We start from the raw sequence: 22,602 nt of genomic DNA, 5'->3' as shown, positions 1-22,602 counted from the left end.
ATTAGCCAAGTGATTCAATGGGAATGATTTGCTGAAACTTAGCATGAAGATCTGTAAGCGCAGCTTCAACATCTGGTTCTGCTCGACTTAAATGTGCGATTAGCGTCATAAAGTAGCAGTCAAAAATCAACGGCATTTTGTCTTCAAGAACAGAACTTACGCTCGCAGATTGAAACAAAGCTTGGTTAAACGACTGGTAATAATCCAAATCCCAAATCACCTCTTTCAACAAGGCTCGGCTCAACTCGACGTTCGCAAAATAGTAGCGATAGTATTTCTCCGTCAGCGCCAAACCAATGTCGATATCTGTCTTACCTTCCACACTGACTAGCGTCTCTTGGCTGATCTGTTGCAGTTGCGTCAGCATCCCTTCGCGCAAAATCGACAGTTTGGTCGGGAAGTGGCTGAACACCGTACCATCGGCGACTCCTGCTTCTCTCGCAATCTGCCTTGTGGTCGTCATGTCATAGCCATTCTGAGCAAAAGATGCCCACGCGGCTTTTAGGATTTTGTCTCTGGTTTGTTGTCGCTTCGTCATTGATGTATCTGCTTAATGAGCCTGAAAGGATCATACCTTGAGCGGCTGACATTGACAAATTGAGCGCGCTCAATTATAAAAATGAGCACGCTCAATTTCATATAAAAACAAAAGGAATCGCTCATGTACGTATTAAACAAACTAGGCCAAGGATTGATTTTCTTGCCGACCATATTCTGCTTTTCTTATATTTTAAGACCAATATTGATGGTGATTCTCATACCAGGCGGGCTCGCACTTTTGGCGTTAATCGGCGGGGCAGAAGTCAGAGCAGAACTCAAAGCCATGCTGCTTGAGGAGCTTTTTGGGGTCAGTCCATCACACACCACCTCGAAAAAGGCATGAGTGCGCGAGAAACGTTGGCAAGGTTAAGCAAAAAACAAAAACGCGCAGGTATCGAGATTTCAATACCTGCGCGATATGGATGTGGTGAAAAGAGGACTGGCGTTAATCAGTATTCATGTTCTGACCGATTCGCCATAAAACGCCACTAGGGTCAAACAAACAACATTCGCGCATACCCCAAGGTTGCTCGACCAGCTCAGTTAAACGCGAACCAAATTCTTCATGACCCACTTTGGACAAGTGCTGATGCCAGCTTTCTGCGTCTTCTACGAGCAAGTGCATCATGAAGTTGTTGCCGTGTTCTGGCTCATAAAAATTCTGTAAAAGAAACGCGCAACTGCCTTGAGAGAAGTACGCCACATCACCGAAGTCTGACGCCATATCAAAGCCTATCGCCTCATAAAAACGTTTTGAGAGCGCGTAATCTTTCGCTGGAACAAATGATTTGATTTCAACAATATTGAGGTTTTCCATTTCCAATTTCCTAAGCCCTTTTCCATCAAACTGACTGACGTAATCACGCTCTACGCCTTCTATTCGCCTTGCGTATTTTGCTGCGATGGTAGTGGTACACACTCTACCATTTGCGTTTGTAACCACGTGATGAATTTATGTTCGAGTTCTGTACGCTTTTTATCTTGGCTCAATAAAACATAATTGCAACCTGATAGCACAAAACCAAATGGCGCGACCAAATTACCGCGCTTAATATCGTCCATAACAAAAGGATACGATCCCATCGCCGCGCCTAAGCCATCCACCGCGGCTTGTATGCAAAAATAAAAATGCGCAAATGATTGCTGAGTGTTGCCGTTGAAGGTTTCACAACGTGTTGATTGCTGCCAATCCGCCCAAGCATGCGGTCTAGTTTGGCTATTCAACAATCGAACTGCATCCAAATCGTCTTGAATGGATTGCCAATACTCAGGAGAAAATACTGGCCCCACCCACTCTTCAACAAGAATGGTTTTGTTGTAATCGTGCTGCTGAGCAAAATCGTCTCGACGAATCGCCATCGAAAGCCCTGTCGATCCTAATGTTACCGGGCCTCCAGCCGTCGACAAACGAACATCAGCACGGTGTTCATCATTAAACGCAGCAAGCCTTGGCATCAACCAACGCATGGTTAATGTCGGTTCACAAGACACTTCAAGATGCTGATGCTTTTCTTGAATGAGTGTATTCACGCCTGTTTCTAGCGTTTGGAATGCCGTTTTTGTGTATGTCTTGAGTAATTCACCTTCTGCCGTCAACACGGCTTTCCTGCCCTCTTTCAAAAACAAAGGTTGCGACAGATATTGCTCAAGTTGCTTTATCTGCTTACTCACGGCTCCGTGGGTGATGTTCAGTTTTTCAGCCGCTTCAGTGTAGCTTGAAGAGCTCGCCGCAACGTGGAAGACATAGAAAGATTTTAGGTGACGCATCTGTGAGTTTTTCTCACCAATATGGGAATATTTTTCGATTATAGTCAGTAACAAAGACGCCTACAATTCCGCTACATCACAGACTTCATCATTCAAACAGGAAACCGATATGGAATTTGTAACTCTTGCGCTATTGGGCGTGCTTATTGTTATTAGCCCTGGCGCAGACTTTGTTTTGGTATTAAGAAACAGTTTAAATCAAGGACGAGAAGCTGGCGTATACAGTGCGATTGGTATCAGCATAGCGATAAGCATCCACATCGCTTACTCCATGCTGGGGATAAGTTACTTAATTTCACAAAATGAATGGTTGTTTAATCTCGTGCGCTATCTTGGGGCTGCTTATCTTGTCTACCTTGGGATTAAAGGAATATTCTCCTCGCAGCCTGCGCCAAACTCAGAAACCATTCAACAGAGCGAGTATTCAATGTGGCGATTTTTCATGCAGGGATTTCTGTGTAATTTACTCAATCCTAAGACGATGCTGTTTTTTCTGAGTATTTTTAGCCAAGTGATTTCTCCCGATTCTAGTCAGCAACATATCGCCTTATTTTACGGGATTTATATGATTGCGCTGCACGGCATTTGGTTTTCTATCGTTGCAGTTTTATTCACGTCCCCCCAATTACAAGCCTTCTTGTTGAAGATTAAGCATCGACTCAATCAAGCATGTGGGGCGGGTTTGGTCATTTTCGGCGCGATGCTGGGCTTAAAGGCTTAATACGTTTGCGGTCAGAGTTTGAACACAAAAAATGCGGCTACTGGAGCCGCATTACAATCCACAAACCTTAGGTCTGGTAAGTGAAACGTTTATTGAGTGATAACGGTGAGCTTATCCCAATCAATCGTGAAGCGAATTTGCGCTTCAGTGTAATGGCTCGTTGTGCCTTGATCGTACCAGTTACACGCATTGCGAGAGAAACCTTCGTCAACTTCTTTCATGCCCGCTCGTGCAATCATCTCCGTTTTGGGCTCTTCTCCGCGCTCAAATTCTGGTGTGAACACGTACTGGAATTTCGGTTTGAAACCGTAGATCAAACGCGGCAAGTTCTCTTCTGGTAATAGGTTTTCGTTTGAACAACCTGTGTAGTGGTAAACACCCGCCCATTTACCGTAGTACTGGTAGTCGTTGGTGTAAATTTGGCTAAGAGAGGTGGTCCACTTAACGCCCATACCGCGTTCCATGGAAGCCTTTGGTTTGGCTGCGGTGACGTAATCCTTACTTGAGTAACGAGAGGTATAAGCCACACCGAGATCGGTCGTCAACGAGCCAGAAAAACTTGGTGCCGAGCCCGGTGTTGCAGTCGCGGTTAAGCCGATAGACGGTGCAACCGTGGTTGTCGATACTGAAACATCATTAGCTTCGTTTTGCGGTGAGTAATCCTCACTAAATACAGGCGTGCCACCAGCTTGATAGATGCTGTAATCGAACGCAACTGGGTAGTTTTGAGTAAAACGGTCAACAATCGCTGCATCAAAAGTGTGTTTTACACCCGGCTTACCTGGTACATAACCATTCCCTAGAGTGATCACGCGAGCCGCTTTTTTATCGTTCTTTGAGTTATGGAATAACTCAACCAGTAACTTCATCTGCACACGGCTACCACGAAACTCGTACGGGAAAAGCTCAGGCTCGCTTTGCATCACGACTTCATAACTTTTCTTCACGTAACCTTCTAGCGCGATGTTATCAATCAAGACACTTTCTACAACCTTGTTATCAGAAGCAGCAGCAGTAGCGGAAATCCCTAACATTAGGGGAAGCAGTATTTTCTTATTCATTATTTTATCACCTTACTTGGGAACAGTCCCAATTCAAGCTAACATATTGAATACACTGCATCAACGTGACGAAAACGATTCACATTATCAATAGTTTGACCTACACCCAGAAATGAAAAAAAACAGCCAACTTACGCTGGCTGTTTCGATGCAGTTAATGAATGACCCGAGCATCCCCTTTAAGTAACTGAGACAGATCGATAGTGAATATCGTCACTGTCGGACGTTTAGGCAGAGCATTTTCGATCGAAAACTCTGGCCCAGCTGGAACGAGGGGGAAGTGAATAGCAGTCGGCCACGTTGACGAAGCTTCATTACCGCCCGGCTCAGATATTGAGAAAGAAAACGCAGGCAAACGGGTCATAACACTTACCTCAAATGACTGATTCGCGGGCTCAAGCGAGCCCGCTTAGGTTTTGCAATGTTATTGTTGTTTTAACGCTTACTTAATCACTAACGATTGGTAACGTTAGATATCAAGTTCTTTGTCTTCAACGTGGTTGGTGATCATCGCTTCAGTGGTGATCATCAAGCCAGCAACAGACGCTGCGAATTGAAGCGCTGAGCGTGTTACTTTCGCAGGGTCCAAGATACCCATTTCGATCATGTTGCCGTATTCACCTGTCGCAGCGTTGTAACCGTAATCGGCATCACCCGCTTTGACAGCATTCGCCACAACTGAAGCTTCGTCACCTGCGTTGGTTGCGATTTGACGAAGAGGCTCTTCCATTGCACGTAGCGCAACTCGGATGCCCACGTTTTGGTCATCGTTGTCGCCTTTTAGATCCGCCAATTCTTTCGCGATCTTAGTTAGAGCAACACCACCACCAGCAACAATACCTTCTTCAACCGCTGCGCGAGTAGCGTGTAGCGCATCATCCACGCGGTCTTTCTTCTCTTTCATCTCAACTTCGGTTGCAGCGCCGATCTTGATCACCGCTACGCCGCCAGAAAGCTTCGCAACACGTTGTTGAAGCTTGTCTTTATCGTATTGAGAGGTGGTTGTTTCGATTTGTTTTTCAATCGAAGCCACACGATCAGCAATCGCGCTTGCTTCTGCTGCGCCACCCACGATGGTTGTTGTGTCTTTGGTGATGGTCACTTTCTTCGCGCTACCTAGTTGCTCTAGCGTTGCTTTTTCAAGCTCTAGGCCGATTTCTTCAGAGATGACCGTACCTGCGGTTAGTACCGCAATGTCTTCCATCATCGCTTTACGGTTGTCACCAAAACCAGGTGCTTTCACCGCCGTCGCACGCACGATGCCACGCATGTTGTTCACAACCAATGTCGCTAGCGCTTCACCTTCGATGTCTTCAGCAATGATCAATAGCGAGCGAGAAGATTTTGCCACTTCTTCTAGCACTGGCAATAGCTCGCGGATGCTGCTGACTTTTTTGTCCACCAATAGGATGTAAGGGTTGTCTAGCTCTACGCTGCCATTTTCTTGGTTAGTGATGAAGTATGGTGACAAGTAACCGCGGTCGAATTGCATACCTTCAACCACAGACAATTCGTTGTCTAGACCTTGGCCTTCTTCCACCGTAATCACGCCATTGCGACCCACTTTTTCCATCGCTTCTGCAATGATTTCACCGATCGCGCGATCGCTGTTTGCAGAAATGCTACCCACTTGGGTGATGGATTCTTTGTCGCTGCATGGCTTAGACATTTCACGTAGTTTCTCAACCGCCGCTTCAGTGGCTTTGTCGATACCACGTTTTAGGTCCATTGGGTTCATGCCAGAGGCTACCGCTTTAAGACCTTCATTGATGAAAGATTGCGCCAGTACGGTAGCCGTCGTTGTACCGTCACCCGCTTCATCATTCGCTTTGGACGCCACTTGTTTCACCATTTGTGCGCCCATGTTTTCGAACTTGTCTTTCAGTTCGATTTCTTTCGCTACAGACACGCCATCTTTAGTGATCGTTGGCGCGCCGTAAGATTTATCAAGCACAACGTTGCGGCCTTTAGGGCCTAGTGTCACTTTTACTGCGTCCGCCAGTAAGTTCACACCTTTCAGCATTTTTTGACGTGCGTCATTAGCAAATAATACGTCTTTTGCAGCCATAATTATCTCCTCAAAAAACTACTACAAAAATAATTACTCAACGATTGCTAACACATCAGATTCGGACAGAATCAAGTATTCTGCGCCGTCAATTTTCTCGGTTTTCACGCCGTAACCGTCATTGAAAATGATTTGGTCGCCCACTTTGACTTCCATCGCAGCGCGTTCGCCATTTTCAAGGCGTTTACCTAAACCAACAGCAATGACTTTCCCGCGGTTTGATTTTTTAACCGACTGAGAAGTTAAAACGATTCCCCCTTCAGATTTATTTTCCACCTCTTGTCTTTCAACAATTAGCTTGTCATTTAAAGGACGAATTTTCATTTGAAGTGCCTCCTACTTAGAACCAAAAATAAAAGACATAGTTTGAACATAAAGATGGATTAACGAGTCGTCTGCTCGTTTTCGATGAAAATAATAAGGTCGAAAAATTGGAGTTCAAGGGGGAAAATCAATAAAAATTTTTTATCGAACTAAATAAAATTCTCTATCAAAAATTCTCATTCACCATCCGTCATAATGAGTCTATGATGGAGGCTATTTTACGCAGTAGCACACATAGTTTGATAAGGATGAAGAAAGAATGAAAAAGGCAATTTCTCTGTTTCTTGCAACGCTGAGCTTAGGGTTGCTCGCTCCTAACGTAGCGGCTTCTGAACGCGCGGAACAAGGATGGCAACTGATAGAGCAAGGCGCAATGATCGTCGATGTGCGCACTCCGCAAGAGTTCTCTGAGGGGCATTTAGACAATGCGGTGAATTTCCCTCTATCTGAGCTTGATAAACATTTTAAAGACGTCAAAAAAGATCAATTGATTGTGCTGTATTGTCGCAGTGGTAACCGCTCGGGCCAAGCCTATCAATATTTGCAATCGCAAGGGTTCACAAATCTGCACAATGCAGGCGGCCTGGAAGAGTTGCAAAACGCCCAATAATCCCTCGTTTTGTTACTACATGACCCGTTTTCATCTGGAAAAAACAGAGCGCGTTGCTGATTAGCGGCAACGCGCTCTGCGACTTCCCCTAGTTTTATGTACGTTGCTCAACTCCTTTTAAGCACACGCTCCCCACTATTCGCAAAGTCCGGTTCTAAAAATCAATGTGGTAGTTGTTATTGGAATTGTTTAGCGCAATCGACCAATTTTGCTCAGACTCTTGCGCACTCATCGGCACCCATTGCGCATAAAGATGTGTCCAGTTTCCATTCACTTCGAGCTCTACGTCACCCGCCATGTTTGGATACAACGTCGTGATACGAGATGTCGGGTCGGCAATCACATCGCCATTTACGGTGGTATACGCCGCTTTCGAATACAAGTGCAACGCCCCCTCGGTCGAACCGGTATAATTCACAGACAAGGTAATTTTTTCACCAATATCGAATGAGAAGTCTCGTTCCGCCACGATGTCAGCCGTATTGTCGAGAACCTGAACCGATGGCGTCGGTGTTGGTGCCGGAGGCGTGGTTGAGCCACCACCTCCACCGCCGCCTCCACAAGCTACGATTAATGCCGAAATCAACGTCGTCATAAGCAGTTTTGTAGAATGTTTCATGTCAGGCTCCTTACTGCTGAGTTGCAGGAATTACTTTGTTAGCGGTTGAGGCTTGGTACCACGTTGTTTCTGACTCGCCACTGCTGGTTACCCAAGTTGGGAAATCGGGATACGCTTTACTGATGTCGACGTTTTCAATCGGATGATCCCACTCGTCACGAATGTTGATCGCCCACGGCATGTTGTTGTTCGTCAAGAATGACTCAGCGCCGCCGGAGTTATCATCATGCAGGTTGAAAAAAGAGTTATTCATCTCACTGGTTCCCGCAAAGGACTTGAAGTGCGTTTGCCAACTCATACCCGGAGGTGTGGCAGTAAAATCACCGTGATACGAGTCTTTCGAAGCAAAGATGAATGAATCGTAAGGCGGATAGCCAACTTGCTCACGTGAAACAGGCGTCGATAGCCCAACGGTGAGTTGATAATTCAGAACATCTGACGTTTGCTGACTCACACACGCGGTTTGAGTGCGATAAAAAGTACAATTGCTGTCTAACTCACCCAATGCTTCTAAGTCTTTGCGCAAGTTTTCTGAGACCACAAGCACCGCCTCACCGCCAGATTGCACCACTTGATGAGTGACGGGTTCGCCATTTCGAGTCAACACGGTCGACGCAATATTGGCAGGGTTAACATTTGGTAGATGAACCGCAAAACCGTTGGAGAACCCAGCTCCCATCGCCTGTAAGGTGTAATCGAATGTAATGTTTTTGATTTCACGCTGACCATTTAGCAGTTCGGTAACGCGATAACGCCACACCACATCGTTGAAATCGTAGTCGCCCATTAGCGGCCAGCGATCTTCAAACGCCATCGTCGCGTACGTGTCTGAGCTTGGATAAACCGAAGTCACCGTCACTTCTGGGTTGTTTTCTTGCACCAATGGCTCGTATTTCGAATCCGTGGAACCATCAGTGTTGACGCCATCAATGGCGGTGAATGGGCTCACTTCGACGGTAAACAGCAAGTCATTGAAATCATTGTCGCCATCAGGGCGATAAATATCTTCAAAACCCAGCACTAAGAACTCGTTTTGCGTATCGATAAAAGCCACGTTATGACGACGATTTTCTGAAGTCGACTCTGGGTTTAGATTGGAATAGCTATAAAATGGCGTGCCCCAACTGCCAAGGCTGGCAATGTTGTTGTATGAGCCAGACCAGCCCCAACCATTCGGAATAATGAAGAACGCAAGCGTTTGACCGGCAGTGAGCTGCACATTCAGGTCGATAGTGTCACCTTCTTCCATCTCGCCATCTGGCGCTTTCGATGTGTTAGGGAAAATGATCACATGCGCTGCGATTTCATCTTTATTGATCGGCGGGTTATTGGTATCAAAAACAAAATAACCGAGCGTATTTCGATACCCAGCCCCTTCATTCAAAAAGGTGACTTTTGCGGTTGCGAACTCCGCGCCATTCAACTCTTCATCGATATCAATGCTGGAATAACGTTCTGGCGCGATAAAGGCGCTGTTGACGAGTGTGCCCTCTGGCAACATGGAGTAAACGTTGCTAAGTACATCTTGCGGCAAGGTTTCTGCGACCGAATAGGTATTAACGGGTTTACCTTTAGCTGAATAATTTGAACTGTCACTACCAGATTCAAAGGTAAAGTCGCTGGTCATAAGCGCACTGGCTGAAAATGATAAGCAGCAGCCAGAAAGCGCGATTAGTTTCCCTGTTCTCATAATGTTCCCCTTCTTTAACCGGACGTTGGTCATATGCAAGAAGGAGCAATTATGGTGCCTAAATTAAATTATTTATCTAACAAAGAGTTATGATGATAAGGGTGTTTTTTGTCATTTTGAGAATGAACATGACAAGCGAAGTAGAAGTCTGAAGAGTTCAGAAAATGCGTTCGTGTGCAGTGGAATTTTAATCCGCGAGGCGTTGATATTCGCCCCGCGATAACAACGGAATTTTCTCTAAAGTTTTGGCCCTGCCTCAAACTGGGTTAGGTTGTCGGTTATTTCTAACCACGGCGCTTTTGACGCCACGAAAATATGAAAGCTTGGTTTGTGAGGTGGGGCATCATCCAATACACCTAAGCGAATATTGACGATTCCGTTATTCTTTTTCGAATACAAACTTGAGCCGCAATGGCGACAAAAACATAGCTCGGTATTTTCACTTTTCTGATAAGTTTGAATATCCTCTTTCCCTTGGATAACAAGCAACTTATCCAGAGCAATGCCGCCCGCCGATGAATAGTCAGAGCCAGTAAATTTTCGACATTCAGAGCAATGGCAATTGCCCATGTATTTGAATTCATCCGCCACTTCGAGTTTTACCTTGCCACACAGACATGAGCCTTTGAGTACTTCCATTTGAGTCCCTTTTTTATTATGAACCTACGTGAGGTTGGTGATGGTCTCGTCACCATGCCACCACAAGACGACAAATTAAAGACGGGTAACGCAGGTTTTCAAAAATGAAACGAAAATGTAAAACGGGCTTTTCGGATACAAAAACACCATGCAAGATGCTTGGTGTTTTCTTAATATTTTGTTTAACCACGCCATCGCTCTTCATGAGAGACATCGTGTTAAGCAAGTTCAGTACTTAGAAAATGCAGTGCTTAGTAAAGCTGGTTGCTTCGTTTGCTGTCCAGTCACCTTTTGGCTTGTCTTTCAAGCTCTCACACCATTGCTCGCTGCCAACACCATCTTGAAGAACACAGTGCTTTGCAAAATCGACGGCATTGTCTGCTGTCCATTCTGTTTTTGGCTTATCGCGCATGTCGTTACACCAGCCTTCGGTGCCCACTTCATCGCTACAAGCAGTTAAAGCAGACACAGCTAACATCAGCATGACTAGTTTTTTCATAAATTCAGGTTCCAGTTGCAAACAATTAAATACCCATCACTTCAACAAGCGTTGTTCATCAAAGTGACTTTTGTATCAACTATAACGAAATTATCAGTCTACGTGTTAAGACACCGAAAATTTATTGAGCGACGCTGTGATAATCACACCATATCTGGTGTTACAGACGACGTGCTTTAGTTAACGCGTTCACCTTCGCCGATCCAGTGCCAAAGCAGGCCAAACGCAGCTCTAACGCCATTTGTTCAAAATGATCGACCACCAACTGCGTGCTGATGGTCGCAGCTTTCAATACTGCACCAGCTTGACCTACGAGGTTCGCGCCTAAATGAATGGCTTTCGCCGCCTCAAGTCCATTGTGGATACCACCAGAGGCGATCAAAGGCAATTTAGGATGCTGCGCACGTATTTGAGCCAAGCACGTTGCCGTCGGGATACCCCAATCACGAAAAAGCTCGGCTGCGCGCTGCATGTGAGGGTTGTCTTGGCAATACCCTTCAACCGCACTCCAACTTGTGCCACCAGCGCCCGCGACGTCAATCGCGTCCACGCCAGCATCAACCAGTCGCTGCGCCACGTCACCGCTAATACCAAAGCCCACTTCTTTGATGATGATAGGAACGTTAACGCGCGGCTTTAGTTGCTCAATAGCGTGCAATACACCAATCCAATTGTGATCGCCGTTTTTCTGAAACGCTTCTTGCATCGGATTAACGTGCACAAACAAGGCATCTGCTTGAATCGCCTCAACCGCACGTTGCGCGTTATCCAACTTACCTTTGTCACGCAGTTGAGCAGCTCCTAAGTTTGAGTACAGCGGCACACCTTTCGCGAGTTCACGGATGGTTTTACCCAAGCCAGAGTGCTGGCTTTCTTCTAAGCTGATCCGCTGAGAGCCCACACCCATCGCGATACCTAACTCGCTTGCGGCTTCAGCTAAGCGGCAGTTGATCGTTTCGGCGTCTCTCGCTCCCCCCGTCATGGAGCTGATCAAAAACGGCAGCGCCAATCGATGGCCAAGAAACTCAGTCGATAAATCGATAGTGTTGAAGTCACATTCTGGCAGCGCACAATGTTCAAACTCGACAGACTCAAAACCCGCCGTTTTCTTTTTCATGCTCATGTCATGATGTAAAACAGCGTCTAAATGTAAGTCTTTTCGGTTAGTTTGCGGAGCCATAATGTCACCCTAAAGTAAAACAGTCGCGCAGTATTGCCATCCTTATCAGTAACGTCAATGCGAATTTTCTGAAATAGGCGCATTGCATTTCCGAAACCAGCAATGAATCGTTATTTACTCTGAAATTATAGGAAGAGAAACCCACCCTCTCGTTTAAAACGATAACGGCGAGTTACTCCCTAAGCTTGGATAACAAACGGATAGGATGCCAACTTAAAGGCGGTGAAATAGATGTTTTGCGTTCTATTGTGCGCTTTCAGGCAGAATTAGCGACACAATGGTACTTGTCGTACTTGGCGCAAACTGATCCGGATCATCACAGAATTGGATTTTGCCTTTGTCTTCGACATTAAACAGCGGGAGCACCAAATTGGTTTTGTGATGTTCCAAATAATCTTGGTAAGTGAAGTTCTCACTCAGTTTGGTGTGCTTGATTTCCGCACCTCGGCTTAACAGGCTCGCTAGCTGGGTGTAACTAACATTGCCCCCCATCAACAGCTTGCCGTGATACTCCTGAGCAACAGAGTGCTTTTCACTGCCGTTTCCATTCGTCTTCACTTTTTGCAGACAATGCACTTTATCTTCGCCAAACTCGTCGACAAATTGCATACAAGCCATGATGTTGAAGTGTTGATCTGGCGTGAGTGCGACCACTTGACCAATGCCAATCATGTTCAGGTTGTCATCCGCATGGCTAGAAATCGGGTTACCGTAATAATAATCCAGGCCCATCATACGAACTTGGCTGATGTACTCCCAGTTTGAGTCCGTCATCAATACACGTCGATCATAACGCGCTAACGCTTGGCCAATTTCACGTGCGACTCGGTTCGCCCCAATAAGTAGGAAGCCTCTCGGCGCAGGTTCAGCGACACCCAATGCAATCGCCATAGGGCGAGCAGTGGCACTTTGTAATACCACCGTACCGATGATCACCATAAAGGTCATTGGCACCAGTAAGCTTGCTCCATCGACTCCGTATTCGGTCAATTTAATCGCAAACAGAGAAGAAATCGACGCAGCAACAATACCGCGTGGTGCCACCCAAGACAAAAAGAGCTTGTCTTTAAGGTTCAAGTTGCTGCGCATCGTAGAAAGAAAAATCGATAACGGGCGCGACACCAACTGCATAAAGACAAACAGCAGCAACGCACCACTGCCCAGCGCTGCAAAATCATCCAAGCTGATTCGAGCCGCAAGGAAGATGAACAAGCCAGTGATCAACAAAATGGTCAAGTGCTCTTTAAAATGCAGAATTTGCTGAATGTTGATGTCTTTCGCGTTGGCAAGCCACATACCCATCACGGTAACGGTTAATAACCCCGCTTCAGATTCGATGTGGTTAGAGACCGAAAATACGCCCAGTACCACCATTAAAACCGCAAAAGGCTGCAAGTATTCCGGCAACCACGCTCGACGCAATACCGTCGCTACGGCTGCACCAGACGCCACACCTAAAATGACACCTACGGCAATGATGGTGCCAAAGACTTCCATGCTGTTTACGGCGCTGTGCGACACGATAAACTCATACACCATCACCACAAATAGCGCACCAAGAGGGTCGATTAAGATCCCTTCCCAGCGCAAAATATTGGCAAGTGTACTGTTAGGCCTTACCGTCCGAAGCAGCGGCACGATAACTGTCGGCCCCGTGACGACGGTTAAGCTGCCGAACAACATGGCGAGCTCCCATGTAAAGCCAAGGAAATAGTGTGTCGCAACACTGGTTGCCGCCCACGAGATGATCGCCCCGATGGAAACAATGCTCCATACCGACCCACTCACGCCACGAATTTCTTTAAAATTTAAGGTCAAACTGCCTTCAAATAAAATGACTGCCACCGCTAATGAGACCAGCGGAAAGAGCAAGTTTCCCAAAATTTCATCGGGTTTGAGCCATTGCATAAATGGCCCGACGATGAGGCCAGCCAACAGCAAAAACAAAATGGCTGGCAAGCGCAGCCGCCAAGCTAACCACTGACAGCCCAAACCAATGACCCCTACCGCTGACAGCACCAGCGCTTCATTACCCACTTGCATCTATCGTCACCTATTTTTATCGTTGTTTTAGCGTCACAGCGCTAGGATGCGTTGACCCTTAGAATTATGAATATAGTTTATACCCAGTGACTTAGCGGCGATGTGTGCCGAAAAGTCGTCCAGAAACTGCATCAAGACTTGCGTCATTCTCGCGGTTCCCCTCGGAGCAAGGTAAAGTGGGTACAAAATTTCACGCGGAACCTAGCATCATAAAACGCTCAGGCATAGAGCATGAACTAAGCTTTAGTGTACGTGCTCAAAGTTAAGAATCATCTATCGTGTGAGACAAACGACCAAGGATAGGGAGAAATGGATTGTTTACGACACTTGCGCTGATCACGGCTTTTTTTGCCATATTGATCGGTTTGAAAGCCGCCAGTCGGATATCGTTGCTGGAAAAAGAACTGTCGAAATTACAGAAAGAAGTTGCCTCTCTTCGCGTCAGCACGCGTCGCGATTCGAAACTCGAAGCCTCCCAACCAGAGCCTGACACATCGGAATCCAGCCTTGGAGCGGCTTCTTCAATGCGTTCAGACTCTGGCGACTCGGCATTAAGCGCTCCAAGCAACATCGAGCCTGAATTTGAGCCTTCATACCTTGCAACTCATAGCGAGCAAGAGCAAGCCAAACTCAACCAAAGCCAGCAAACACAAGTTCAGTTGGCGACGTTTACTCAGCAAGAAGATCCACTAATCCAGAAGCACGCGCAAAAACTCATTGCTAACTTCCAAGAGAACTGGCTAGTTTGGGTCGGCGCATTAGCCATGTTGATCGGTGGCGGCTATCTGGTGCAAGTAATTGGCAGCCATATTGAGTTTTCGCCACTTATGCGTGTTTCTTTTGCCTTTTCACTCTCGTTACTTATGGTACTCGCTGGCGAGTGGTTTCATCGAAAAGAGCAAAACAACCCGGATCGCGCCGCACGCGCTCAAGGCTTTACCTATGTGCCTGCTGCTGTCACCGGAACGGGGCTAACGGGCATTTACTGCACCGTCATTTTTGCTTTTGTGGTTTATCAAATGCTGACGCCAAGTGTCTCGTTGATCATCTTGGCTGCGGCGGCATTTTGCAGTTTAGCGTTGTCATTACGACAAGGGCCGTTAATGGCGGTGCTCGGTTTAATCGGTGGCTACACCGCTCCGCTTTGGATTGGAGGTAATGAACCGAACTACTTTTTGTTAGCCGGATACATCTGCGCGATTTCGTTCGCGGCAACCTTATTGATGCAAAAAGTGCGTCGGGCATGGATTGCGCCAAGCATCGCCGTTCCGCATGTCATATGGATGCTGCTGTTGATTGAGAGTATTCCAACTGAACTGCTGTTCTCTTGGCTCGCGATTTATCTCTCCATCACTTTGTATCTCATTTTCTCGGTTCCCAGAATGGGTTGGATGCTCAATCCTCGTTTTCGCCACTATCAAAGCAAGTGGACAAATCAACCAACCGCGACCTCTCTTGCAGTAGCGTTATTGACCTTTTCTGCTATCACCAGAATGCCGGAACTGAACACTCTACAAATGGCGTACTGTTATACGCTGCTTGTGGCGATCATCTGGCTACCAGCACTGCGTACAGGCTGGTCGTTACGTGTATTTTTGCCATCCATACTCGTCTCGGCAACCGCGCTGATTGTTCTCACCATCGCGTTTGATGCGCTGTATATGTTAGAGCGAGAGGCCAGCATTTTATTCGCACTGGCGGTGAGTATTGCGCTGATTGGCTTTAGAACCTATTGCCAATCTTTGAGTGACCGTTCGCAAATCAGCAACGTGCTTTTGTTGGTGCTAGCACCAACGATGGGTTTGGTCACGTTGTTTTATGCTGACGAATTCATGCACGGTTACGCCCTGTACTGGACGTTGTTCTGCGCGCTCATCGCGGCCTATTATGCGTTCCTTAGCCAGCGCCTTCGCTCTCTTGCACTTGAATGTTCAGCGGTCGTTCACGCTCTGATTTCTGGCGTCGCTTTCGTTTGGTTAAGCGACACTTGGCTCACCACTGCCATTTCGATACAAGTCGCGGTGATGGCACTGCAAATCCAAGCCGGTTTTTTTCGCCCAGCAAGTTGGGCGGTCAAAATCGTGATGGGTATTTTGGTAGTTCGTCTCACGTTGCTGCCATTTATTCCACAATGGCAGCCGGTTGAAAGTGGGCATTGGGCTTGGGTCATTCTTAGTTACGTGCCGTCATTGGCTATCTTAGCCTATGCCCGAAGCGTGCTAGCGAAACAAGATTCCGACCTGACCAACTGGTTTGAAGGGGCGTTTTTGCATGTGTTCTTAATGGCGTTGTTCACCCAAACCAACTACTGGTTAACGGGACAATACGGCTATTTGGGGCACATCGATTTCACAAGTGCCGTGGTCTTTGCCAACCAAGCTCTGGTTATGGGCTTGGTTTACAGTTATCGCAGCCAATTTGCTCAGCAGCTCACCCTTGTTTATCAAGCCTACAGCTACTTATTGTGGGGCGTATTCGCGCTATTGACGGTATGGCTGAACAGCGTTGAATCGCCACTCATCACCAACAACGTATCGGCACAAGCCATGCCTGTGTTCAACATGCTGAGTTTAGGTTGGCTTCTGCCAGCGTGCATTCTCATTGCTGCGGTCGTTAGACGCTGGAATACGCTGCGTGTACACCGATTAGCGGTCGCATGTCTTGGCTTTGCATTAGCGGCCATTTGGCTAGGGATGTCGATTCGACAGTTCTGGCAAACCACGTCAATGACGCTGTTTCAACCGACCAGTATGGCAGAGTTGTTTAGCTACTCAGTGGCAGGATTAATGGTTGGTGGCGCTTTAACTTGGCGCGGTGTCACTCACAAGGCGATGATGATGCAACGCATCGGCTTAATTATACTGGCCTTTGTGGCATTGAAAGTCTTCTTGTGGGATGTAAGCTCTTTGGACGGGTTCTGGCGCGCCATCAGCTTCTTAGGCTTGGGGGCATCACTTATTGCTTTGGGGTGGCTATTTCAAAAACTGCATCGCTCAGTCGCTCAGACCTCTGAGCCATAATCGACGTTCTTCAACACAAAAAGATAAGCGGAAAAGAGAGATTCCCGACAATGCATTTTCGCCGTTATTGGGGGGCAGCAAAAATGTAAAGCCGGGAATCATTGGAGTGTTCTTTGAAACGGCGTTATTTCAACAATGCAACCACCGTATGACGACGAACATTCGCTTGCGCATTTAACGCTTGGAACGTCGAGGTAAACTGACCAGACGTCTCCATAAAACCATCCAGTTTTGCGTTCACTTCATCTACCGAAAGTTGATGACTTTTGCTTTGGATTGAGCGCATCTGCGTGTTCAACTCGCCATGAAAAGCTTTCGCTTCTTCTAAGCTGGTTTGCACTTGTCTTAAGTACTGATTGACTTTCGAGATCGTCTGTTTGATGCCATCACGAGAGCCTAAATCAAAACTCAGCTCTGCAATGCCGTCCGGCTCAGATTTCAAGTTCAGCACATTTGGCTGACCAGCTGGGAAGCGATGCCCTTCGCCCGTGACCAAAACCTTCTGCTGCATTTGTTGATAAGCGGTATCGCGCGCTTCAAACAAAATGGTGCCGTCTTCAGCCAATGATGCGCGCATGCCCATTGCAATTAAACTGCGGTCGAGCATTTTCACCGTGCGTGCGCCGTCCGATTGACCGTCAAACTGAATCATCACCGCTTGGCCCTGAGGGAAATCCAAACGAATTTGTTCCGCTCGGTCACTGAGACGATGCACATTCAAACCTGGGATAGAGAAGCGACGAATATCGGCTTTATCCAATTTGAGATTCAACTCGTTATCAATCACCTTCTGGCCATCAAAACGCGCTTGTTCCACAACACGTTGAATGTTCGCTTTAGAGCGCACAAGCGTATCTTGCAACCCCGGCACATTTTGTGTGCCTTGCGTAACGGCTTGAGTTAACCCACGCTTAATGTGCGTTAGCTCTTTACCAATGGTTTGCAGTGATTTTGAAGCAATTTGTACCGCTGTTGCTTGTTGCTGTCCCTGAGTCAGTTGAATGCCTGAAACAGAATAGGCTGACGCGGTGTCAGCCTGAACTTGAATTGGACGCGGTTTGATCGTACTGCTTGAATCCGCAGAGCGGGTTGGCATGATAGAGGCTTGTTCTTGGCCACCCAAGCGTATGCTATGGGCTCTAACCTCTACTGTACTCATTACCATAAAAGAACTTCCTAACCTTAAATACGGTCAAACAATGAAAGATCGTTGATCTTCACGTAGCTCGCCTGCGTAGCTTGCAGAGCAGCCATGTAGTTGCTTAAACGTACCGAAGCTTCACCGTAGTCCAATGCAGATAAGTCACCAGAGACTTTGTCGACAAACAACTTGTTTTCGCTGTGTGCGCCGTCCATCAAATCTAGGTTGTTATGGCGACCACCGATTTCCGTCATCGCGCCTAGTACGTTTGCCATCGTATCATCGATGGCGTTTAGGCTAGCGTCCACTTCGGCTTGAAAATTCGGACTCGGCTTCTCAAATTCTGCAATCAAAGCGTCGATTTGATTAAGAACGTTCTTGCCGCCACCAATATCTAGGATCTCTTGTGCGGTCATGTTCGAATCCATGGTCACGCCTTTCGCCACCGTCACCACACGAACATCGCTGTTGCCTTCGACTACATAAGCGCCACTTGATTTATTGAGAGCCGCGGTATCGGTTTTTGTGCCCGAAAACAGAAAGTGGCCTTCTTCATCTTGCGCATTGAAAGACGATTCGATGGAGTCACGGTAGCTTTTCAGTTCGGTGATCATGCCGCTACGGTCTTGATCCGTCAACGAACCGTTCGCGCCCCAAAGAACAATGTCACGCATGCTTTTCAAACTTTCGCTCACTGAGTCTAGGTGTGTCTCTTGGCTTGAAAGCGTTGTTTTCAGGTTTGCGATGTTGCTTTGGTATTGAGCAATCGCACTGTTTTCGCGTTCCAAGTTAAGCAGCTTGATAGACGCCATTGGATCATCAGACAGCTTAGTCAGTCGCTCACGTGTAGACATTTGTTGAAGTACTTTCCCAAGGCCTGCGCTGTTGCTCTGCAGGCTTTGCAGCATCATTTGGCTGAATTGGTTATCACTGATTCGCATCTGGGTTTCCTCTAGAATAACTGCAATACAGAGTCGAACAGCTGGTTCGCCGTACTGATCACTTTCATGTTGGCATTGTGCGCGTTAGCAAACGTCATCAAGTTCGCGGCTTCTTCATCGCTGTTCACTGCACTTACGTTGTCGCGAGCGGTATGCGCTTGCTTGCTCATTGCCAGTTTTGCTTGGTAATCCGCATCAGCCTGACGCGCTTTGATCGCCGTTTGGCCAACCATTGAGGTAAAGGCATCGTTTAAGCTCACTGAGCCGTAGCCCGTTACCGCAACCGGTTTGTTACTCAAATCAATCAGAGATTTAAGAACATTCGCGTTACCCGGCGTACCATCGCTTGAAAACGCCAATTCTTCCGCGCTCAAATCTGTGATGGTTAAACTTGCCGCTGGGTTATCAGGGTCGTAGTTAAACAGTGGTTTGCCAGCATTGCCTTTCAAGTCTTTACCTGTAGCAAGTACCGCGTTGTACTCATCTGCCAGAGCTTTTGCCATATCATCAAGCGCCACTTGGTTTGGCTTTAGAACGTCGGTTTGGTAATCGTTGATGGCACCCAACTTGCCCCCGACCGAATCGCCAATAGCGAAGCTTTGATTAGCAAAATTCACGTGCAGATCCGCAAGATACGGATCGCTTGGATCAGGAATCGCAGACAGTTGACCAAAGTCCGAGCCCATGACTAACGGCTGACCAGAAACCAACGTCACCTGCATGCTGCCATCCGGTTGATCGGTTGTTTTCACTTCGATCACTTGTGACAGCTCACCGATCAGCTTTTCACGCGTGTCCATCAATTGAGCAGGGTTACCGCCTGTACCTTGCATTTCAACGATTTGCTTGTTCACGTGAGCGATGTTCGACATCAGACTGTTTGCATGAGTCAGCGCAGCAGTGCGCTGATCATTCATGTCTTTATGTTGGTTGTGCAAAGACTGAGTTAGTGTGTTGAAGCGTCGAGCCAACGCTTCTGATTCATTGATGATTTGCTGGCGGTAAGGCATCGATTCTGGCTTCACTGTCGCGTCGTTAAGCGCGGCGTTAAGCGAATCTAAGCCAGCAGAGATACTAAATCCGTCTGCACCCAAGGTGTTTTCTAGTTGGCTCATGTTGCTGGTGTAACCAGCCGCGTAAGCCGCCAAACTATTGGTAGACCAAGTTTGTTTAACCAAGAACTGATCAGTTACACGGCGGATGCTGGTCACTTCCACACCCATGCCAGAACTTAAGCGGTTGGACTTACCATCACCAACTGTCGCCATCAACGCTTGTTGACGGCTGTATCCTGGCGTGTTGACGTTCGCAACGTTTTGCGCCGTCACGTCAAGTGCAACGCGGTTTGCGTTTAAACCTGAGAGGGCGATATTAACTAGGTTCATTTACAGCTCCATTTTCCTGATCAGCGGCTGAGAAAAAGCGGTCGTCATACCGGCTTCTCCAAGCACTTGTTTAACTGAGGCGACCGCTTGAGCCGTTGAGTTAAATGGGTCGGTAATTTCTTCGAGTTCAAGCTGTGATATCGATTCAGAATCGACCGGTTTACCGTCATTTGCAGAAGACACATTGCGCGCCGAATCGAAGGCCACTTCGCGCATTGAAGGGCTCAACTGCTGAATCAGCATATTAGCGATGCCAGAGCTTTGCTTTTTCGCCAACTCCATCGCCAACTGGCCATCGTACATGTCGCGAAAAACGCCTTGTTGCTTGCTTGAAAATGGGCTGTCTTTGTCCGCTAACACGTCGCTGCTACTGCGCATTTGACGCAGCACCAGTTGTAAGAACATAGCTTCAAACTGACCCGCCACCATTTCGAGCGCGCCTTCTTGATCACGACTGTGCTTGATGTTCGCCAACGCACTGTTGTCGTGATAAAGCATTGAGTTCAATTGAGCTTGATCGCTGCTACCATCTAGTTTCATCGTTCACTCCTTAAATCACGACCAGTTCAGCATTTAACGCACCCGCTTCATTTAGTGCCTGAAGAATCGACATTAAATCGGTTGGGGTTGCGCCTAAGCTGTTGACTGCATCGACAATGGTATTGAGCTCTGTACCCGGAGGCCAAATCACCATTTGAGCGAGCTCTTCGTTTACATCAATATCCGTTTGATTCACGACTTTTGTCTCACCATCAGCAAACGCATTCGGTTGACTGACTTTTTCTGATTCTGAAATTCGCACCGTCAAGTTGCCATGGCTTACTGCCGCTTCGCCAACTTTGACATTCTTGCCAATCACCACAGTGCCAGTACGGGAGTTGAAGACGATACGTGCAGGCTTACGACCTTCTACGACGCTCATCTCTTCCAGCATCGACATCATGATCACGCGTTGTTGCGTGTCTTTCGGCGCTCGCATATCCACGCGTGCTTTGTTGATGGCAACAGCCACGTTCGGACCAAACGTATTGTTGATCTCACGTGCGATGTTTTTTGCAGTGGTGAAACTTGGTTTGCGCAAGTTCAGCGTGATTTCATCGCGCTGGTTGAAGTCTGTTTTGATTTCGCGCTCTAGCGTTGCACCATTCGGCACACGACCCGCTGTTGGCGTATTCACTTCGACTTTTGAACCACTTTTACCTTCAGCAGATAAACCGCCCACAACAACGCTACCTTGCGCGATGGCGTACACTTCACCATCTATACCGCGTAGCGGCGTAAGAAGCAGCGTACCGCCGCGCAAGCTTTTCGCATCACCAATGGATGACACGACCACATCTAAGGTTTGGCCCGGCCCAGCCATAGGGTCTACCGATGCCGTCACGCTTACCGATGCTACATTACGCAGTTTAGGATCCATGCTGTCATCAATCTGAACACCAAATTGGCGCAACATGTTGGTGATGGATTGTGAGGTAAATTTTACTTGGTTACGGTCGCCTTGGCCGGCAAGACCAACCACCAAACCGTAACCGACTAATTGGTTTTCGCGGATGCCTCGAACATCCACCAAATCCATAATAGGAATTTCCACTTCAGCCTGTGAAGTCGCAGGAAGCCCTAAGGTCAATGCCAGTAGGAAAGACGAAAAAAAGGTATTGATTGGCTTCATTAGAATGGTACCCATGGGCTGTTAAAGAACTGAGTCAGCCATCCAGCAGCGTTGCTGTCTGCCAACGCGCCGCGACCAGCGTAAGTGATGCGAGCATCCGCAATTCGTTGAGAAGAAACTTGGTTATTGCGAGTGATGTCATCGACGCGAACAATGCCCGTCAAACGGATGAATTCATCACCTTGATTTAGGCGCAGCCACTTTTCGCCACTGATGCGCAATACGCCATTTGGCAACACGTCATGCACCGTGACCGTGATAGCACCTTGGAGCTTGTTGCCTTGCGAGCTAGATGCACTGCCATCGAAATTTCGGCTGCCGTCAATGCTCACACCAAGTTCATCAAACTTTTTAGTGCCGATGGTTGGCGCAGCAAAGTTCACCGCTGAGCTCTTACCAAATTTGGTTCCGGCTTTTTTGCTTGAAGAAGTCTCTTCAGAAAGCACCACGGTTAGCACATCACCGACTCGGTACGCACGACGATCTTGGAACAGAGTCATCGTGTATTGGTGACGATAAAGGCTACCAGATTGAGCGTCTGGTAAGGTGTAATCCAACTTCGGCGGCGCATACTCCTCAGCATTTGGCTGAGGCGGAATAAACTCCTGACGTCCGGCACATCCCACCAGCAACACGACGGCTACTGCCCAACTCTTAGAAAGCCATTTCATTGCTTTTTCCT

The 22,602-nt window shown here is 47.4% G+C and carries 23 protein-coding genes; 4 read left to right on the top strand and 19 right to left on the bottom strand.

Features of this window, described 5'->3' with window-relative positions:
* Position 1: 1 nt before the first annotated feature.
* Positions 2-538, bottom strand: a complete 537-nt coding sequence (locus tag DYB02_RS21725) for a TetR/AcrR family transcriptional regulator (protein ID WP_025623567.1) — start codon at positions 536-538, stop codon at positions 2-4.
* A gap of 123 nt (positions 539-661) precedes the next feature.
* On the opposite strand from DYB02_RS21725, the gene DYB02_RS21720 reads away from it, so the two are divergent.
* A complete protein-coding gene (locus DYB02_RS21720) occupies positions 662-883 on the top strand; it encodes a hypothetical protein (RefSeq protein ID WP_005481464.1) in 222 nt (73 codons plus the stop codon).
* A 102-nt stretch (positions 884-985) separates the two neighbouring features.
* Here DYB02_RS21720 and DYB02_RS21715 read toward each other — a convergent pair whose 3' ends face one another.
* Together DYB02_RS21715 and DYB02_RS21710 are read right to left on the bottom strand one after the other, a co-directional pair.
* The gene (locus DYB02_RS21715; protein WP_005395273.1) at positions 986-1,357 is read right to left on the bottom strand and encodes a VOC family protein; all 372 of its coding nucleotides are present in this window, start codon (positions 1,355-1,357) and stop codon (positions 986-988) included.
* 59 nt (positions 1,358-1,416) lie between these two features.
* Positions 1,417-2,307 carry a LysR family transcriptional regulator gene (locus DYB02_RS21710; RefSeq protein ID WP_025553338.1) on the bottom strand — a complete coding sequence of 297 codons (891 nt, stop codon included), beginning with the start codon at positions 2,305-2,307 and terminating at the stop codon, positions 1,417-1,419.
* 109 nt (positions 2,308-2,416) lie between these two features.
* Between DYB02_RS21710 and DYB02_RS21705 the strand changes: the two genes are divergently transcribed.
* Positions 2,417-3,028, top strand: coding sequence for a LysE family translocator (locus tag DYB02_RS21705; protein WP_029806673.1), 612 nt, complete (start codon positions 2,417-2,419; stop codon positions 3,026-3,028).
* An 89-nt stretch (positions 3,029-3,117) separates the two neighbouring features.
* On the opposite strand, the gene DYB02_RS21700 is transcribed toward DYB02_RS21705, so the two are convergent.
* The 4 genes from DYB02_RS21700 to DYB02_RS21685 all read right to left on the bottom strand — a co-directional run bounded on the left by DYB02_RS21700 (position 3,118) and on the right by DYB02_RS21685 (position 6,481).
* On the bottom strand, positions 3,118-4,089 hold the full coding sequence (locus DYB02_RS21700) for a leukocidin family pore-forming toxin (RefSeq protein WP_005463923.1): 972 nt from the start codon (positions 4,087-4,089) through the stop codon (positions 3,118-3,120).
* Between the two features lie 154 nt (positions 4,090-4,243).
* Positions 4,244-4,453 carry a hypothetical protein gene (locus DYB02_RS21695; RefSeq protein WP_005464025.1) on the bottom strand — a complete coding sequence of 70 codons (210 nt, stop codon included), beginning with the start codon at positions 4,451-4,453 and terminating at the stop codon, positions 4,244-4,246.
* A 105-nt stretch (positions 4,454-4,558) separates the two neighbouring features.
* Positions 4,559-6,157: a chaperonin GroEL gene (gene groL / locus DYB02_RS21690; protein WP_005463958.1), complete on the bottom strand. Its 1,599-nt coding sequence runs from the start codon at positions 6,155-6,157 to the stop codon at positions 4,559-4,561.
* A 33-nt stretch (positions 6,158-6,190) separates the two neighbouring features.
* Positions 6,191-6,481 carry a co-chaperone GroES gene (locus tag DYB02_RS21685; protein ID WP_005373989.1) on the bottom strand — a complete coding sequence of 97 codons (291 nt, stop codon included), beginning with the start codon at positions 6,479-6,481 and terminating at the stop codon, positions 6,191-6,193.
* Between the two features lie 259 nt (positions 6,482-6,740).
* On the opposite strand from DYB02_RS21685, the gene DYB02_RS21675 reads away from it, so the two are divergent.
* Positions 6,741-7,091 carry a rhodanese-like domain-containing protein gene (locus DYB02_RS21675; RefSeq protein ID WP_005481539.1) on the top strand — a complete coding sequence of 117 codons (351 nt, stop codon included), beginning with the start codon at positions 6,741-6,743 and terminating at the stop codon, positions 7,089-7,091.
* Between the two features lie 154 nt (positions 7,092-7,245).
* Here DYB02_RS21675 and DYB02_RS21670 read toward each other — a convergent pair whose 3' ends face one another.
* The 6 genes from DYB02_RS21670 to DYB02_RS21645 form a co-directional block, all read right to left on the bottom strand.
* On the bottom strand, positions 7,246-7,710 hold the full coding sequence (locus DYB02_RS21670) for a hypothetical protein (RefSeq protein WP_015312876.1): 465 nt from the start codon (positions 7,708-7,710) through the stop codon (positions 7,246-7,248).
* A gap of 10 nt (positions 7,711-7,720) precedes the next feature.
* A complete protein-coding gene (locus tag DYB02_RS21665) occupies positions 7,721-9,400 on the bottom strand; it encodes an LruC domain-containing protein (RefSeq protein ID WP_029804660.1) in 1,680 nt (559 codons plus the stop codon).
* Between the two features lie 237 nt (positions 9,401-9,637).
* A complete protein-coding gene (locus DYB02_RS21660; RefSeq protein WP_029804659.1) occupies positions 9,638-10,039 on the bottom strand; it encodes a GFA family protein in 402 nt (133 codons plus the stop codon).
* A 235-nt stretch (positions 10,040-10,274) separates the two neighbouring features.
* Positions 10,275-10,538 (bottom strand): DUF3012 domain-containing protein, encoded by a 264-nt coding sequence (locus tag DYB02_RS21655; protein WP_005481466.1) that lies wholly within the window; start codon positions 10,536-10,538, stop codon positions 10,275-10,277.
* A 160-nt stretch (positions 10,539-10,698) separates the two neighbouring features.
* Positions 10,699-11,718 (bottom strand): type 2 isopentenyl-diphosphate Delta-isomerase, encoded by a 1,020-nt coding sequence (fni, locus tag DYB02_RS21650; RefSeq protein WP_005481444.1) that lies wholly within the window; start codon positions 11,716-11,718, stop codon positions 10,699-10,701.
* Positions 11,719-11,961: 243 nt separating this feature from the next.
* Positions 11,962-13,761: a cation:proton antiporter gene (locus tag DYB02_RS21645; RefSeq protein WP_029804658.1), complete on the bottom strand. Its 1,800-nt coding sequence runs from the start codon at positions 13,759-13,761 to the stop codon at positions 11,962-11,964.
* Between the two features lie 314 nt (positions 13,762-14,075).
* Here DYB02_RS21645 and DYB02_RS21640 point away from each other — a divergent pair, with 314 nt between their 5' ends.
* Entirely contained in the window at positions 14,076-16,781 is a 2,706-nt protein-coding gene (locus DYB02_RS21640) for a DUF2339 domain-containing protein (RefSeq protein ID WP_029804657.1), read from the top strand.
* A 124-nt stretch (positions 16,782-16,905) separates the two neighbouring features.
* Here DYB02_RS21640 and DYB02_RS21635 read toward each other — a convergent pair whose 3' ends face one another.
* From DYB02_RS21635 to flgH, 6 genes are read right to left on the bottom strand one after another with little or no spacing between them, the layout of a single operon-like run.
* The gene (locus DYB02_RS21635; RefSeq protein WP_029804656.1) at positions 16,906-17,946 is read right to left on the bottom strand and encodes a flagellin; all 1,041 of its coding nucleotides are present in this window, start codon (positions 17,944-17,946) and stop codon (positions 16,906-16,908) included.
* Between the two features lie 17 nt (positions 17,947-17,963).
* A complete protein-coding gene (gene flgL / locus DYB02_RS21630; RefSeq protein WP_005497981.1) occupies positions 17,964-18,863 on the bottom strand; it encodes a flagellar hook-associated protein FlgL in 900 nt (299 codons plus the stop codon).
* Between the two features lie 11 nt (positions 18,864-18,874).
* Positions 18,875-20,248, bottom strand: a complete 1,374-nt coding sequence (gene flgK, locus DYB02_RS21625) for a flagellar hook-associated protein FlgK (RefSeq protein WP_005483982.1) — start codon at positions 20,246-20,248, stop codon at positions 18,875-18,877.
* Positions 20,249-20,788: a rod-binding protein gene (locus DYB02_RS21620; protein ID WP_005463927.1), complete on the bottom strand. Its 540-nt coding sequence runs from the start codon at positions 20,786-20,788 to the stop codon at positions 20,249-20,251. It abuts the gene before it with no gap.
* A gap of 10 nt (positions 20,789-20,798) precedes the next feature.
* The gene (locus DYB02_RS21615) at positions 20,799-21,920 is read right to left on the bottom strand and encodes a flagellar basal body P-ring protein FlgI (protein ID WP_005463987.1); all 1,122 of its coding nucleotides are present in this window, start codon (positions 21,918-21,920) and stop codon (positions 20,799-20,801) included.
* Positions 21,920-22,591 (bottom strand): flagellar basal body L-ring protein FlgH, encoded by a 672-nt coding sequence (gene flgH, locus DYB02_RS21610; protein WP_011106240.1) that lies wholly within the window; start codon positions 22,589-22,591, stop codon positions 21,920-21,922. Before flgH ends, DYB02_RS21615 begins: the two co-directional genes overlap by 1 nt.
* Between the last annotated feature and the right edge of the window lie 11 nt (positions 22,592-22,602).

This window comes from Vibrio parahaemolyticus (genome assembly GCF_900460535.1).
Taxonomy (GTDB): domain Bacteria; phylum Pseudomonadota; class Gammaproteobacteria; order Enterobacterales; family Vibrionaceae; genus Vibrio; species Vibrio parahaemolyticus.
This window is presented reverse-complemented; position numbering and strand designations above follow the sequence as displayed.